General features: G+C 40.1%; 15 protein-coding genes. 5 read left to right on the forward strand and 10 right to left on the reverse strand.

Features of this window, described 5'->3' with window-relative positions; all coding sequences use genetic code 11:
- Positions 1–91 precede the first annotated feature (91 nt).
- Positions 92–322 carry a hypothetical protein gene (locus tag C4F40_RS02055; RefSeq protein WP_196937707.1) on the forward strand — a complete coding sequence of 77 codons (231 nt, stop codon included), beginning with the start codon at positions 92–94 and terminating at the stop codon, positions 320–322.
- A gap of 7 nt (positions 323–329) precedes the next feature.
- Here the strand turns inward: C4F40_RS02055 and rsmG are convergent, their stop codons facing one another.
- Positions 330–965, reverse strand: coding sequence for a 16S rRNA (guanine(527)-N(7))-methyltransferase RsmG (gene rsmG / locus C4F40_RS02060; protein WP_196937708.1), 636 nt, complete (start codon positions 963–965; stop codon positions 330–332).
- Positions 966–1,008: 43 nt separating this feature from the next.
- The gene (locus C4F40_RS02065; RefSeq protein WP_196937709.1) at positions 1,009–2,151 is read right to left on the reverse strand and encodes a glycosyltransferase; all 1,143 of its coding nucleotides are present in this window, start codon (positions 2,149–2,151) and stop codon (positions 1,009–1,011) included.
- A gap of 333 nt (positions 2,152–2,484) precedes the next feature.
- Here C4F40_RS02065 and tgt point away from each other — a divergent pair, with 333 nt between their 5' ends.
- From tgt to C4F40_RS02080, 3 genes are all read left to right on the forward strand, one after another.
- Entirely contained in the window at positions 2,485–3,615 is a 1,131-nt protein-coding gene (tgt, locus tag C4F40_RS02070) for a tRNA guanosine(34) transglycosylase Tgt (RefSeq protein ID WP_196937710.1), read from the forward strand.
- 76 nt (positions 3,616–3,691) lie between these two features.
- A complete protein-coding gene (locus tag C4F40_RS02075; protein ID WP_196937711.1) occupies positions 3,692–4,774 on the forward strand; it encodes an LptF/LptG family permease in 1,083 nt (360 codons plus the stop codon).
- Between the two features lie 8 nt (positions 4,775–4,782).
- A complete protein-coding gene (locus C4F40_RS02080) occupies positions 4,783–5,694 on the forward strand; it encodes a DMT family transporter (protein ID WP_196937712.1) in 912 nt (303 codons plus the stop codon).
- A gap of 579 nt (positions 5,695–6,273) precedes the next feature.
- On the opposite strand, the gene mnhG is transcribed toward C4F40_RS02080, so the two are convergent.
- The 8 genes from mnhG to acs all read right to left on the reverse strand — a co-directional run bounded on the left by mnhG (position 6,274) and on the right by acs (position 14,096).
- Entirely contained in the window at positions 6,274–6,699 is a 426-nt protein-coding gene (gene mnhG / locus C4F40_RS02085) for a monovalent cation/H(+) antiporter subunit G (RefSeq protein WP_231389889.1), read from the reverse strand.
- The gene (locus C4F40_RS02090; protein ID WP_196937713.1) at positions 6,689–6,961 is read right to left on the reverse strand and encodes a monovalent cation/H+ antiporter complex subunit F; all 273 of its coding nucleotides are present in this window, start codon (positions 6,959–6,961) and stop codon (positions 6,689–6,691) included. The genes mnhG and C4F40_RS02090 overlap by 11 nt, the downstream gene beginning before the upstream one ends.
- Positions 6,958–7,434: a Na+/H+ antiporter subunit E gene (locus tag C4F40_RS02095; protein ID WP_196937714.1), complete on the reverse strand. Its 477-nt coding sequence runs from the start codon at positions 7,432–7,434 to the stop codon at positions 6,958–6,960. Before C4F40_RS02095 ends, C4F40_RS02090 begins: the two co-directional genes overlap by 4 nt.
- Before the next feature lie 4 nt (positions 7,435–7,438).
- Positions 7,439–8,947: a proton-conducting transporter transmembrane domain-containing protein gene (locus tag C4F40_RS02100; RefSeq protein ID WP_196937715.1), complete on the reverse strand. Its 1,509-nt coding sequence runs from the start codon at positions 8,945–8,947 to the stop codon at positions 7,439–7,441.
- A complete protein-coding gene (locus C4F40_RS02105; protein ID WP_196937716.1) occupies positions 8,944–9,300 on the reverse strand; it encodes a Na+/H+ antiporter subunit C in 357 nt (118 codons plus the stop codon). The genes C4F40_RS02100 and C4F40_RS02105 overlap by 4 nt, the downstream gene beginning before the upstream one ends.
- Positions 9,300–9,725, reverse strand: coding sequence for a Na+/H+ antiporter subunit B (locus C4F40_RS02110; RefSeq protein ID WP_196937717.1), 426 nt, complete (start codon positions 9,723–9,725; stop codon positions 9,300–9,302). The genes C4F40_RS02105 and C4F40_RS02110 overlap by 1 nt, the downstream gene beginning before the upstream one ends.
- A gap of 1 nt (position 9,726) precedes the next feature.
- On the reverse strand, positions 9,727–12,039 hold the full coding sequence (locus C4F40_RS02115; RefSeq protein ID WP_196937718.1) for a putative monovalent cation/H+ antiporter subunit A: 2,313 nt from the start codon (positions 12,037–12,039) through the stop codon (positions 9,727–9,729).
- 140 nt (positions 12,040–12,179) lie between these two features.
- Complete coding sequence (gene acs / locus C4F40_RS02120; RefSeq protein WP_196937719.1) at positions 12,180–14,096, reverse strand: acetate--CoA ligase; 1,917 nt, start codon at positions 14,094–14,096, stop codon at positions 12,180–12,182.
- Positions 14,097–14,285: 189 nt separating this feature from the next.
- Here acs and C4F40_RS02125 point away from each other — a divergent pair, with 189 nt between their 5' ends.
- Positions 14,286–15,152 carry a UbiA prenyltransferase family protein gene (locus C4F40_RS02125; RefSeq protein WP_196937720.1) on the forward strand — a complete coding sequence of 289 codons (867 nt, stop codon included), beginning with the start codon at positions 14,286–14,288 and terminating at the stop codon, positions 15,150–15,152.
- The last annotated feature ends 1 nt before the right edge of the window (position 15,153 follow it).

Genomic DNA, 15,153 nt, shown 5'->3' on the forward strand with positions numbered 1-15,153 from the left:
TGCTACAATATAGGAATATCTGTTGTTTTCTTCAAGTATTTGCAAAAAAAATAGCAACAGAAATACTAACTTTGTCAAAAATACCGGATATATGGAATTACAGGAACCTTTTGACATTGAAATAAATAGTATAATATATTCGGTTTTTCCGGATGAGAAGGATGCTTATACGATTTTTAAGGAGGGAAAGGAATACCTCCAGGTTATTAAAGACACCGAAACAAGTTGGCTTAAACTAAGCCCCGAGACAGGTTTACCTCTGTTTGGAATGGATGAGGAAGTAAACGCAATCGGGCAAGAAATTCAACGGGTAGTAGGGTAAACGAGGCTTACATCGGTACGTACACCACATATTTCGTGTCAAAAAACTCATCTTCGAAATAGCTCGATAGTGAATGCAGTTCCGCCTTTAATTTAGATTCTTTAATCTCTTCTTTCAAATCGCCACCCTTTAGATATAAAATTCCATTTGGAATAGCATTTTTGTCTTTTTTCTCAAATTTGTTCCGTATCCAAGGCGCGAAGTCGGCTAAACGGGTAACCGCCCGGGAAACAACAAAGTCGTATTTGTAATCCAGTTGTTCAGCGCGGATGTGATCAGCGTCGACATTCTTTAAACCGATCGCTTCTGCGACTTCCCGCACTACTTTTATTTTTTTTCCTATCGAATCTACCAGATGGAAATGCACATGAGGGAATAGAATAGCCAATGGGATACCGGGAAATCCTCCACCAGTTCCTACATCCAAAATTCGGGTACCTGGGGTAAGTTCCGTAACAAATTTAGCGATTCCCAATGAGTGGAGCACGTGTTTTAAGTACAGGCTTTCAATATCCTTACGTGATACCACATTGATTTGGTCGTTCCAAAACGGGTATACCTCTTCTAATTTAGCAAATTGTTCTTTTTGCGCTGGGGTTAATTTTGGGAAATATTTATAAATGATGTCGACTGTAGGATTCATATATGTTGTTGATCTATTGTTGCCCTAATAGAGGTGTTAATCTCTATTTCCAGGACTTCTGTTTTTTGCTACGGTTAAAAATACCATTGAAACAGATGTAAAAATAAAAAAATAAGTCTAAAATGGGTAGCCAAAGTAAAAGGTCTTTCACCGCCAATTTTGAATAAATGGGGTTAAATACAATAAGCTGAAGAAGTAAACGGAGGAGGTATGCTGCGAGTGCGAAATACCACATCGATGGATAAGATGTTAAGCAGACGATCAACATCAGATAAAACGCAATAGCTGTGAACAGTTGCGTTCCGAGCATATACTGATGTTTTTTCTTATAGGCAATGGAAGCTCCCGCATGTCGGGCTTTCTGTTTATAATAACTTTTCCACGTATTCTTAGCTAACGAATATAGATGTGCATCGGGATGTATAGCAATATTTACATTCTTTCTGGTTGCATTGTGATTGACGAATAGATCATCATCACCCGATTTAATATGCATGTGCGCGTTAAAGCCTTTACCTTTGAAGAATAAAGCCTTGGTATAAGCTAGGTTTCGACCCACCCCCATATAGGTGTTTCTCTGCAGGGCATAAGAAAGATAACTCATAGCGGTGTGCGCCGTCTCAAAGCGAATCAGCTTATTTAAAAATCCCTTGGTTTTGAAATAAGGGGAGTAACCTAATATGATTTCTTTCCCTTTGGTAAAGGCACCCGCTATTTCGCTAAGCCAATGTATGCTTTGTGGTTCACAATCTGCATCGGTCAATAATAAATGGTCGTATTGTGCCGCCTTGATGCCCATGGTCAAAGCAAATTTTTTGCTGTGCTTAAGTTTGATATGCTCTTTAATCTCGACAATCTTGAGATGGGTGTATTTTCTTTCAAAATCCTGAAGTACCCATTTGGTTTCGTCATCGGAGCAATCGTTTACGACAATCACCTCAAAATTGGCGTAATCTTGTTGTAATATGACGGGTAAGAAGTTCTTTAGGTTTTCTTGTTCGTTTCGGGCACAAATAATAACTGAAACAGGAATAATGGCAGGAGTTTCTTTGAAGGATCTCACCTTATAACGTGCCAATCGGCTATAGATAAACAATAAATAATAAAGCTGGAAAGCAAGGAATAAACCTAGTCCTCCGTAGAGAATATGCGGGAGATTTATTAAAATATCTGTTTTATAATCCATAAGACGGTTCAAAGATAAGGCGTTCTTTCAATATATTCGACGGCTGGCGTTAAGATTTGCTAATTAAATGTTCTAGATGTCGTCGGCTCAAAATTTTATAGTATTTTTGCGCTTGATTTAATGTGGTTATCTAAGAATATTATCAATGCACATTTTGTCATACTGACTACAGGAATTGCCAATCATTCATGCAATGAAATTCCAGTATGAATGAATAGCGGTCTAAACGACATAGAATTAGAAGTGTTTAGATATTTCTGCAAGCCTCAGTATGACAAGATAAAAGCGTTAATCTACTTTTGGACGACTTCATTAAAAATCTTTTAAATATATATGAACTTTACGCTTCAAGCACAAGATAAACTTTCCCAGGCCCGCGCGGGGGTGATGGAGACAGCTCACGGAAAGATAGAAACCCCGATATTTATGCCTGTAGGTACTGCAGGGACGGTAAAAGCGGTACATCAGCATGAGCTGGTCAATGATATTCAGGCACAGATCATCCTAGGTAATACCTATCATCTGTATCTACGTCCGGGATTAGATGTTTTGCATAAAGCCGGCGGTTTGCATAAATTTAATGGATGGGACAGACCGATTCTTACGGATTCGGGCGGATATCAAGTTTATTCCTTGACGGAGGTTCGGAAAATAAAGGAAGAAGGCGTCACTTTTCGTTCACATATAGATGGCTCAAAGCATTTGTTTACCCCGGAAAACGTGATGGATACCCAACGTATCATCGGCGCAGATATTATTATGGCTTTTGATGAATGTACTCCCTATCCCTGTGATTATAACTATGCGCGCCGTTCACTGGATATGACACATCGTTGGCTAAAGCGTTGTTGCGACCGCTTTGATAGCACCGATCCAATATATGGATACGACCAAACTTTATTTCCGATTGTGCAAGGCTCCGTTTATAAGGATTTGCGCGAAAAATCTGCTGAAGTCATTGCCTCTTTTGAGCGGGAAGGAAATGCGATAGGCGGACTGTCGGTGGGCGAACCTGCGGAAGAAATGTACGCCATGACAGAAGTTGTTACCAAAATTCTCCCCTACGAAAAGCCCCGTTATTTGATGGGTGTAGGTACGCCTATTAATATATTGGAGAATATAGCATTAGGTATTGATATGTTTGATTGTGTTATGCCGACGCGTAATGCCCGTAATGGCATGCTTTTCACACGGAATGGTATTATTAATATCAAAAATGAAAAGTGGAAAGATGATTTTTCAGCCATAGAGGCAGAAAGTGACCTTATGATGGATCAAGTGTATTCTAAAGCTTATCTTAGACATCTAATTCGATCACAGGAAATTTTAGGTGCGCAGATTGCATCTTTGCATAATTTACATTTTTATCTTTGGTTGGTAAAAGAGGCCAGAGAAAAGATTATTGCGGGAACTTTCTATGACTGGAAAGAAAAAATGGTTAAGGTTCTAGGTGTTAGACTTTAGGGGTTAGAGACCAGATAAGTTTTTTTAACCGAGCTCATCGAAAATAATTTTTACTTTTGATTTTTGACTTTGTAAGATGAATATCATTGATCGCTACATCATTAAAAAATATTTAACTACATTCCTATTTACGGTAGGGATCTTTGTTGTCGTCATCGTCGTGTTTGATGTATCCGAGAAGTTAGATGATTTTTTGAAGAATAAAGCATCGATGTCGGAGGTCTTCTTTCAATATTATGCAATGGGTAGCGTACCTTTCTTTCTGAATATGCTTACTCCATTGATTAATTTTATTGCCGTTATCTTTTTCACTTCTAAGATGGCAGATCAAACCGAGATCGTACCCATTTTGAGTGGCGGAATGAGTTTCAATCGCTTTTTGAGACCATTTATGATCTCTGCTTGCATCGTTTTTGCATTTACATTAGTTTCCAATCTCTACATACTCCCTTACACTAATAAACTCAAAGTAAAATTCGAGAATATATATGTGCATCCGCATAAAGTTAATTCTTCGAAGCAATCTACCCATATGCAGATAGACTCAAATACCTATGTATATATTGATAATTTTGATACAAAGCGTGCTGTAGGTTATAACTTTGTAATGGAAAAGTTTGATGAAAATGAATTGACCGAAAAACTTATGGCCGACCGTGTTACATGGGATTCTGTTTCGAGTAAGTGGCGTATAGAAAATTACACCAATCGCATCATAAAAGGATTAGATGAAGAAATGCTCAAAGGAGAAAGTCGAGATACTACGTTAGATATGAAGCCGCAAGATTTTGAGGCCTATGAAAACATCTTCACAGCGATGGACACGAGAGAGCTTGAGGAGCGTATACGCAAAGAGGAAATCCGTGGTACCGGTATGATGAATGATCTCCTGTTGGAAAAATACAAGCGTTGGATTAATCCTTTTTCTGCTTTTATTTTGACGCTGATGGGTGTTTCGCTTTCATCCAAAAAAGTGCGCGGGGGAATCGGTTTAAGTTTGGGGATAGGCATCGGCTTGAGTTTTGCATATCTCGTGTTTAATCAGTTTTCTACTATGTTTGCCTTGAAAGGGGGGTTACCACCTCTTTTAGCTGTACTCATTCCGAATGTTACATTCTTGATTTTAGGTCTTGTCTTATTGGTTAAGGCACCGAAATAATTTTTAATATGTTATTATCTGCACGTAATCGTAATTTGCTGATCCTGCATTTTACGGTTCTTATTTGGGGATTCACGGGCGTTTTAGGTGGATTGATTTCTGTCTCGGCTTTGCACTTGGTTTGGTATCGGGTGCTATTAGCCGCTTTGGCCTTATTGGTATATTTCCAGATAACTAACAAATCAATTATCGCTTCGCAACGGGAAATTTTTAAATTTATGGGAGTAGGCGTTATTGTCGGCCTTCATTGGGTGTTGTTTTTCCACTCCATTAAAATATCTACTGTTTCAGTCACCTTGGTTACGCTTTCATCCGTTACGTTGTTTACAGCTGTCCTTGAACCTATCATAAATAGATCAAAAATTTCCGTCACTGATGTGCTGATCGGTTTGGTTATTATTTTTGGTATTTATCTGATATTTAAGTTTGAATTTCAATATCTCTGGGGAATTATTTTTGGTTTGTTATGCGCCTTTTGTGCAAGTATATTTTCCATTCTCAATGCGCGAATGGTTAAGCATTCTAGTCCCACTATTATTACCTTTTATGAGATGATAGGTGCTTTTTTTGGTGTTTCCGTTATCATGCTCTTTAAAGGAGAATTTACCGATGAGATGATACTCTCCAATTCCGATTGGGCATATCTTATCCTATTGGGAGTGGTGTGTACAGCCGTGGCATATGTATTGGGTGTGGCGGTGATGAAAGAATTGAGCGCCTTTACCGTGGCACTGACTACGAATATGGAGCCAGTTTACGGAATTATTTTAGCTGTGTTGATTTTTGGGAAAAAAGAAGAAATGAGTACCGGATTCTATGTTGGTGCATTGGTCGTGCTAAGCGCCGTGTTTATTTATCCTTACATCAAAACTAAGATTGAAAACAGACAAAAGCAACTCGTTAATCGGAAGCTTCATTAAAGCAAGGTTGGTATAAATTGAAGGGGGATAATAAAAACGAAGGATTTTCTTAATCGATTTCTCTGTCGCTCAAGCCGCGACTGGCTCATCCTTTTTTTCCTAAAAAAAGGATGCAAAAAAATCGTCGCTGTACCCATTTTCCAGAATGGCTAGTGCCTCCTCCTGCTATCGGCAAATGGCTAAGGCGACATTTGTCGTAGATGTAAGGACTGTGCATTTCTGTTATGAAAGCTAAGTGTTCGGCGAATTGAAAAAGGACGGCCTTAGCGGATTTGGACGTGCAGGCAGCGGATGATGTGTTGCTGAAACGTACAATTAGCACTTAACCAAGCAGATCTCAGCCTTTGATTTGGGGAAGAGCGCTGGAGGCCTAAGAGCTGCGCGCTGCATCATCGCGTCGCCGGAACGACAAATACGGTATAAGCCTTGATTTTTGTTAAACTTTTTATCAAGAAAAAGTTTAGGCCATGTCGCGGCCCAAGCGACAAACTGTATAAAATAAACCTTCTTTAAAATTAACCCTCCTCCTCTCTAAGCCAAACGAAGTGAAGTCACCGAAGGTAAAATTCGCTGTATCCGTTATTTTGTTTCTTCCTCGGTATCTGCGATGTTGTCTTCTTCCGGGGCTCTGGGAGGGTCAGCTTTTTCGGGATCCGATTCCAATTCGTGGGTTTCTTTGTTGTACATACCCTCCAATTCATCTATAATTGTGCCTTTCCAGAGCGGTGTATTTGAAAAATAGGAAGCACGACCTATCATGTGTGCTGCAATTGGCGAAGTAATGAACAGAAAAAAGATGATTGCGATCGCTTTTGTGGTAACAGATATATCCGGAAATATGATTGCCGCACATAGTAATAATAGTCCTACGCCCAATGTAGAGGCTTTTACCGTTACGGATAAACGCAAATAAAAGTCTGGCATACGTAGGATACCTAAGGAAGCGAAGAAAATAGACAGGGCTCCGATCGTACTAATAATAGCTATAAAAATATCACTCATCATTTCGTTTTTCAATATAGTAGGAAAATGCAATGGTGCCTAGAAAGGCGATTAGTGCCAATATAATAGCAACGTCCAAGAGTACCTTTTGATTAGATCGAATGGTAAATACAGTAATAATACCAATACCTATTGTAATGATTAGATCCAGTGCGACCACACGATCTACGACATGTGGCCCTTTCAAGAGCCGGACAAAGACCAAGATAATAGATATGGTCAATATCGGCAATATAACGTAATCAAAGTAAGTTTCTAATGTCATCGCAAAATCTCTAGTAATCTTCTTTCTAAGCCTGTTTTTGTTTCTCTAACGAATGTCTCTGCGTTTTCCAGGTACATAACGTGTATATACATTGTTTGTTTATCCTCACTAATATCTAATATTAAGGTGCCGGGTGTCAAGGATATCATCGTTGAAAGCAAATTGATCTCGAATTCTGTCCTAGCATTCAAGGGGTACCTAACTACACCAGGCTTCATAAAATACTTTGGTGTCATCACATCATAAGCCACTTGTAGGTTTGCTCTCACCATTTGGTAGAGGAAATACAGTACAAAGCTCAGAATCTTGGGGACGCGATAAAAATAACGTTGATCGATGTCATTTCGATTCATTATCCAAAGCACGAAAAAGCCAAGTAAAAAGCCAAAGACAAAATTCGTATAATACATGGAGCCCGTCAATGCTACCCAAATAAAAGACAGCAAGAGGTTCATTAAAAACTGTTTTATCATATCGTTAATTTTGTTTTCCTAAAACTGCTTCCACATAAGGTTGCGTATTTATAAGTTGATCCGATATCTTATCGACCAATTGCACGATTGTTTCCGCGTTAAGTCCTATGTATAATGTCACTATCGCCAGTATACCGACGGGTAGAATGAGTAATATTTTACGGATCAACGGTAGGGGCTCAAATTTGTTTTCTACTTCTACGTCCTTAGGGACATCTTTCCAGAACACTTCGGACCACATCTTAGCAATAACGTACATCGTTACAAAACTACCTATGATCAGCGCGATTGCAAAAGCGTATTGTTGTTGCGTAAAGGCTTCCTGAAATAAATATATTTTAGGCCAAAAGCCCGATAATGGAGGAATACCAACCAATGAAAATAATACCAATGCAATCAATAGCGATATTTTTGGATATTCCGCATAGATTCCACCAAGGCTCTTCATGTCCATCGTTCCCCGCAGCTGTCTGATCACCCCGGCGATGAGGAACATATTCGTTTTTACGACGATATCGTGTATAAGGTAAAAGATAGTTCCCATTAACGCGACTTTGGTAAACATAGCGATACCGCCGACCATAAATCCGATATGACAAACGATCAGGTAAGAAAATAGTCTCCGTATATTGGTTTTTATTAAGGCACCCAAAGCGCCAGTAATGACTGTAAATATAGCCATACCCATGAGTAGGTTTTGGGTAAACGAATCCAACACAAAGATTAGGCTGAATATTCGGATGATTGCATAGATGCCCACTTTCGTCAAGAGGCCACCAAAGGTGGCCGCTACGGCAGACGGCGGGGTGTGATAAGATGAGGGTAGCCAATAATACAATGGAAAAACAGCTGATTTGATCCCGAAACCAATTAAAAAGAAACAGGCTGTAATCCCGACCAGATATTGGTTTTGTACCTGTGTTATTTTTATAGACAGATCCGCCATATTCAGCGTTCCCGTTATCCCGTACAGTATTCCAATGCCGGTCAGAAAAAAGGTGGAAGCCAGAATGTTCATGGCCATGTATTTTACGGCTCCTTCGAGTTGGGCTTTCCGCCCTCCCAGTGTCATGAGCACGAAAGATGAGATGATGATGACCTCAAACCATACATACAGGTTGAAAATATCTCCCGTTAAAAAAGCGCCATTTAATCCCATCAACAGAAAATGAAAAATAGGAAAATAGCCGTAGAGCATACGCTGTCGGTTTAATCCAGTCGATGAAAAAATAGAAACGGCGAATCCTGCAATTGAAGTCAATAATACCAATGTAACGCTGAGTAGATCGGCCACGAACACAATGCCGAATGGTGCTTCCCAATTTGAAGCATTCATTGTCAATATACCGTTATTATATACTTTCGTGAAGAGTCTGATGGCGAGCATTAACCCTAAAAAGCTGCCACCCACACTGATAAAACGCTGAGTAACGGTCTTTCGCCAGGCAACGAGCTGAAGTATTGCTGAAAAGAGATGTATAAAAACGGGTGCTAAAATGTGATTGTCTATCATATATCTTCCTCTTCGGGCGTATTTAAGTCATCTAAATCATCTGAATTTACGAGGGCGTAAACTCGTTTTAATAATACTATTGCAAATGCCGTCAGACCAAAGCTGATCACAATTGCGGTTAAAATTAGGGCTTGTGGAATTGGGTCGGCAAAAGCGTCCTGAAACAACTTCGCATTTTCGTCTATTACCGGTGGTTTCCCTTTGGTAATACCGCCAAGTAAAAAAATCAAAATATTGGTGCCGCTTCCGAGAAGCATGATTCCCAAAAGAAGTTTCACCATACTTCTGCGAAGTATCATGTATACACCTGCTGCATACAGCAGGCCTAAGAGAACTATTAATAATAACTCCATTAGTCTTTTTCGGTTATGTTGTTTAAAGAAATGGTGAACAGGATCGTCAATATCACACCGATAACGACCAAATAAACTCCTAGATCAAAAAATAAGGAAGATCCGATCATACCGATTACAGGGATTGATTGCTCGAACCATAATCCCGTCATTGGAGGAAGTCCAAAAAGCATGGGAGCGGTTAAACTCGTCGCCGATATCCCCAGCCCCATCGGAATTAACGATAAGGGTTTTCGTCTTAAAATTTTCATGGTAGCTTCCGTTCCATTAGCAAAACTATGCAAGACGAATGCGATCGATGCCACTAGGCCACCAACAAATCCTCCGCCGGGATAATAATGTCCACGGAGCAGTAGAAAAAAAGAGAATAGTAAGAGAATAGGAAGTAAGTACTTCGTAGCTGATTGTAATATAGGACTTCGCATATTATTCTTTCTCGGTTGATTTTAATCGTAATCGTATTAAACTATATACCCCTAATGCAGCAATACTCAATACTACGGTCTCAAACATGGTATCAATTCCTCTGAAATCAACAAGTATCACGTTTACTACATTTTTACCTTTAGCTAAGATATAAGCATTTTCACCGTAAAAATTAGCGATATCTTTTGAAATCGGTTCAGACCATACGCGTAAAGCGATTAATGAAATAATCACACCGAAACTCAATGATATGATACCGTCGCGATAGAGCACAGTTTTACTGGTCATATTTATGAAGCTAGGTAACTTATATAACACCAATACAAATAACACGGTGCTTAACGTATCAATGGTAAATTGCGTCATGGCCAGATCGGGCGCACTATAGAATACAAATATCAAACAAATACAATATCCAATCACACTCATAGAGACGACGGAAGTTAACCGAGACGGCGTTGTCACGACAATATACAACGCGCCTATTAGAATTAAGATAACGCCGATTTCATAAAAGGATGGCACGGTCACCGCCTCAAAATTAAGTGTGATGGGGCCACTAATCCATAATTTGTATGCAAGTAGACCTTCTGCAAATAATATGATTTTCATATGGTACGATCTCAGGTACCCGTTGTGAAATAGATTGGTATACCATTTTGAAAAACGCATGATGTCGTTAGCATAACCGGTAAAGACACGTTGGGGTGCTATTGAATTTAGTTTTTCAATGGCATGTAGTTTCAATGCACTGGGTTTATTGATGAAATATACGATGACCCCAGCTATTAAGGTTGCAAGACTTAATATCAATACGATATTAAATCCATGCCATATTTTAAGATGCATGTCGGAGGGGCTTCCCAGAACAGCGTCTGCGGTAGCGTGATTAACAAATTGACCTACCGGACCAGGAAACAAACCAAAGACCAACCCCAATATGGCTAATACCAATGGCGGCATCCACATGGATTTATAAGGAAGATGCACGTTCCCAAATTTCTCTGGTAAAACCCCGAAAAAAGGTTTTATACCAGCCATAAATCCCGCGGCTACTAATCCGATATTGGTGAGTACAGCTATTCCTGTCAAAATCCAGCCGAGGGGCTGATACTCGGTTTTTAAGGTCGCTTCGTATATCAAATCCTTACCAATAAATCCGTATGTAAGCGGAAGTCCGGCACTGGATATGGCAGCTAAGAATCCGGCAATTGAAACGGGTAACAATACTCTTCGTAAACCGCTTAATACCGTGATATCCCGTGTGCCTGTTTCGTGGTCAATGATGCCAGTTATTAAGAATAGCGTAGCTTTGTAAAGTGCGTGTACCAATATAAACACACTGGCTGCGATAATAGCTTCTCGTGTTCCTGCTCCAATAAGGAAGGTCAAAATTCCCAACGCAGAAATAGTGGAATAGGCTAAGATTCCTTTTAAATCAATTCGGAAAAGGGAGTGGATAGAGGCAAATAACATTGTAAATCCACCTACGATCATTAACGTGTAATTCCAGTAGTCGGTTCCTCCCAATATAGGAGAAAACCTCGCCAATAGATAGATTCCAGCCTTCACCATGGTCGCCGAATGCAGATATGCCGATACTGGGGTAGGTGCTTTCATGGCACCCGGTAGCCAAAAGTGAAATGGGAATTGTGCTGATTTTGTGAATGCTCCTAAGAATAGGAATCCGAGTATCAGCGGATATAAGTCGTGACCGAGGATGACTTCGCGGGAAGTAATTAGTTCGGATATGGTATAAGTACCCGCGATATTCCCTAATAACACCAAACCTGCCAGTAAGAAAAAACCGCCTAATCCAGTAATGCTAAGGGCTGTCAAGGCACTTTTTCTAGAATCCGCATTGTCATTGTTAAATCCAATCAGGAAAAAGGAGCTAATGCTGGTTAATTCCCAAAATACAAAAAGCAAAAGGATATTGTCTGACAAAACTACCCCCAGCATCGCAGACATGAAGAGACACAGGTAACCAAAGAAGCGGTCGAAAAAGACATGACCTTTTAGATAGGTTCTTGCATAAAAAAAAATGGCTGTCCCGATGCCGGTAATTAAGAGCGCAAAAAGTAAAGACAAGCCATCCAACCTGAAATCAAAATCGACACCTAAAGAGGAAACCCAATTTGTATGCTGCAAAAAACTAGACCCAGCAGATATGGCAGGTATATAGCTTATGAAGTACAAAAAAAGCAATGCAGGTAGTAAGGTAAGAAGAATACTCCATTTGGTCTTTAACAACCTGCCAAATGGAATAATTAAAAGCGATATGATTAATCCTGATAATACAGCTAATAGCATCTATTTTTTATTATGGATTTATGGAAAGCCATAAAAATACGAAAAAAGACGCTTTTTTTGGTAAAAAATATCATGAAAATTTTAGATCCGCATAACATAAACAAGAGCGGGCAACATTTTTTTGTTGCCCCTCCTTTGTTTTACTTCCTAATTTTTTCAGCACCCTGAACAATCGCTTCGACCACGGTTGGATCTTGTAGCGTGGAGGTGTCGCCCAAACTTGAAAGCTCGTTTTCTGCAATCTTGCGCAGAATACGCCGCATGATTTTACCTGATCTTGTTTTCGGTAACTCATTTACAAATTGGATAATATCTGGTTTAGCAATAGCACCAATCAGACGGGTTACCGTTTGTAAGATATCTTTACGTGTGCTCTCGTCGTCGATATGGTGGTTGGCAATTACATAGGCATAAATTCCCTGTCCCTTAACTGGATGAGGGTAGCCAACAATAGCCGATTCGACTACATCGGAGTGCATGTTTATGGCATTTTCTACTTCAGCAGTACCAATGCGATGGCCTGAAACATTCAATACATCATCTACGCGGCCAGTGATGCGGTAATAGCCTTCCGGACTTCTATAGCAACCGTCGCCTGTAAAATAATTGTTTTCATAGGTGGAGAAATAGGTTTGTTTGCAGCGTTCGTGATCGCCCCATGTGGTGCGCAACATACCCGGCCACGGAAATTTAATGCAGAGGTTTCCCGAGACATCGTTCCCTTCAATTTCCTGTCCATTCTCGTCCATCAAACAGGGCTGAACTCCCGGAAGGGGTAACATCGCATAGCTTGGGATGGTCGGTGAAATACCTGCCATAGGAGCTATTAATATACCACCGTTCTCCGTTTGCCACCAGGTATCCGCTATCGGCGCTTTGCCTTTACCTATTTTATCATGGTACCATTGCCAAGCTTCTTCATTAATCGGCTCTCCAACGGATCCCAGTTTTTTGATGCTGCTGAGATCGTATTTATCGACGAAATCATCGCCAAATGCCATCAGCGAACGGATCGCGGTAGGGGCAGTATAAAGAATGTTTACCTTGAATTTGTCGACGATATCCCAGAATCGGCCCGCATCGGGAAAAGTAGGGATTCCTTCAAACAGCAACGAAGTGGCTCCTTGAGAGAGTGGGCCATATACAATATAGGAATGTCCCGTAATCCACCCAATATCTGCTGTACAGAAATAGACTTCATCTGGCTGGTATTGGAATACATTGGAAAAAGTATATCCTGTGTACACCATGTACCCCCCCGTGGTATGCACAACGCCTTTCGGTTTACCCGTTGAGCCCGATGTATAGAGGATAAAAAGCGTGTCTTCCGCATCCATCTCTTCTGCAGGACAAGACGGATTTCCTTGTGTCTCTACTTTTTTGATTTCGTCTTCCCACCACACATCTCTGCCTTTGATCATCGACACTGGCGTACGTGTACGTGTCAATACGATTACTTTTTCAACCGTCTTGCATTGCATCAGTGCATCATCCACGATGGATTTCAGTTCCAATACTTTCGTGCCGCGGAAACCACCATCCGAAGTAATCACGAGTTTACAGTTGGCATCATTGATCCGGTCTGCAATGGATTGTGCTGAAAACCCACCAAACACGACAGAATGTATTGCACCAATACGGGCACACGCTAATACCGCAATAACTAGTTCAGGTACCATCGGTAAGTAAATACATACACGGTCGCCTTTACGGATATTGTTGTTCTTTAGGACATGGGCAAATTGTTCTACTTTTTGCAACAACTGCTTGTACGAAAGAATACGGTGCGCTTCATTCGGATCATTCGGTTCCCAGATGATTGCGGGCTTATCGCCTTGATTATAGATGTGGCGATCTAGACAGTTTTCTGTAATATTAAGCTTACCTCCTTCAAACCATTTAATGTCCGGCTCGGTAAAATTCCAATTCAGTACATTCGTCCATTTTCTCTTCCAGAAAAAATTCTCCGCAATTTCTCCCCAAAACTGTTCCGGATGATCAACACTTTTTTTGTAAGCTTCTTGATACGCCTCAAAAGAATTTATTTGAAAACTCATCTTTTTTATTAAAATTTATAGGTCTATACTATTTTTGTGTTAAAACTTATCTATTTCTGCCATATATTTATTGCAAACAGTAGATAAGTTCTTATGTGAGCTAATTTAATTTTTTTTGATGTTAATTACTAATTTTCATAATATTCATCCGAGGATGGGAATGTTAAATTGCTCGATAAATGTAACGAGATGGGTATAGTCAAGAACGTATATTATTTCTTTATTTTCAGTAATCTATTGATAGGTACAGCTGCGTATGTGCAGTGTGCACTGACATATATGGTGCTGAATAAAGTTCCTAATTCGGATATTTTGATGATTGAGGGCACTGCTACGCTTCTGCTGTATAACTTTAGCTTATTACTTTCTAAGCCTAAACATCCCCACGAATCACCCTATTTAAGGACGAGATGGATCTTCAAAAATGAATGGTTGCTGTGGACGAACAGTATTCTTGCTTTTGTACTGTTGGCTTGCGCGTTAATAGAAGTCCACCTGTATACCCTGCTCTTTTTGGCCGGGATAGGTTTGCTAAGTTTAAGCTATGCACTGCCTCTTTTTAAGATAAACGGCGTGCGGGGCGGACTACGTCAGTTACCCGGACTCAAACTCTTTCACATAGCAATTATCTGGTCTTTAAGTAGCGTCGGTCTGCCGGTAGTACAATTATGGGCGGAGGGGGGTAACATGGATTGGTATGCGGCAAACTATTTGGGGATTGCAAAAGTCATCTTTTTACTGCTTTGTACCTTACCCTTTGATATACGTGATATGCAGCAAGATTCATATTACCACCTCAAAACTATTCCCCGTATGTTGGGGGAGAAAAAATCGATTCGATTGTGCTATACACTCGTACTGGTACATTCTATCCTCGTGTTATGTTCTCCTTACGAAGGTTATATAAAAATAGGCCTCTTAATCACGAATTTGATCATCGTGCTGGCTATGCGGTTTATGATATTCCCGCACATTAAGCAGTATCACCATGTGTATCTTTTGGATATGGCATTGATTATCCAATTCCTCATCTGTGGTTTATTACTGTATTTATAGC

The organism is Sphingobacterium pedocola (genome assembly GCF_015209965.1).
Classification (GTDB): domain Bacteria; phylum Bacteroidota; class Bacteroidia; order Sphingobacteriales; family Sphingobacteriaceae; genus Sphingobacterium; species Sphingobacterium pedocola.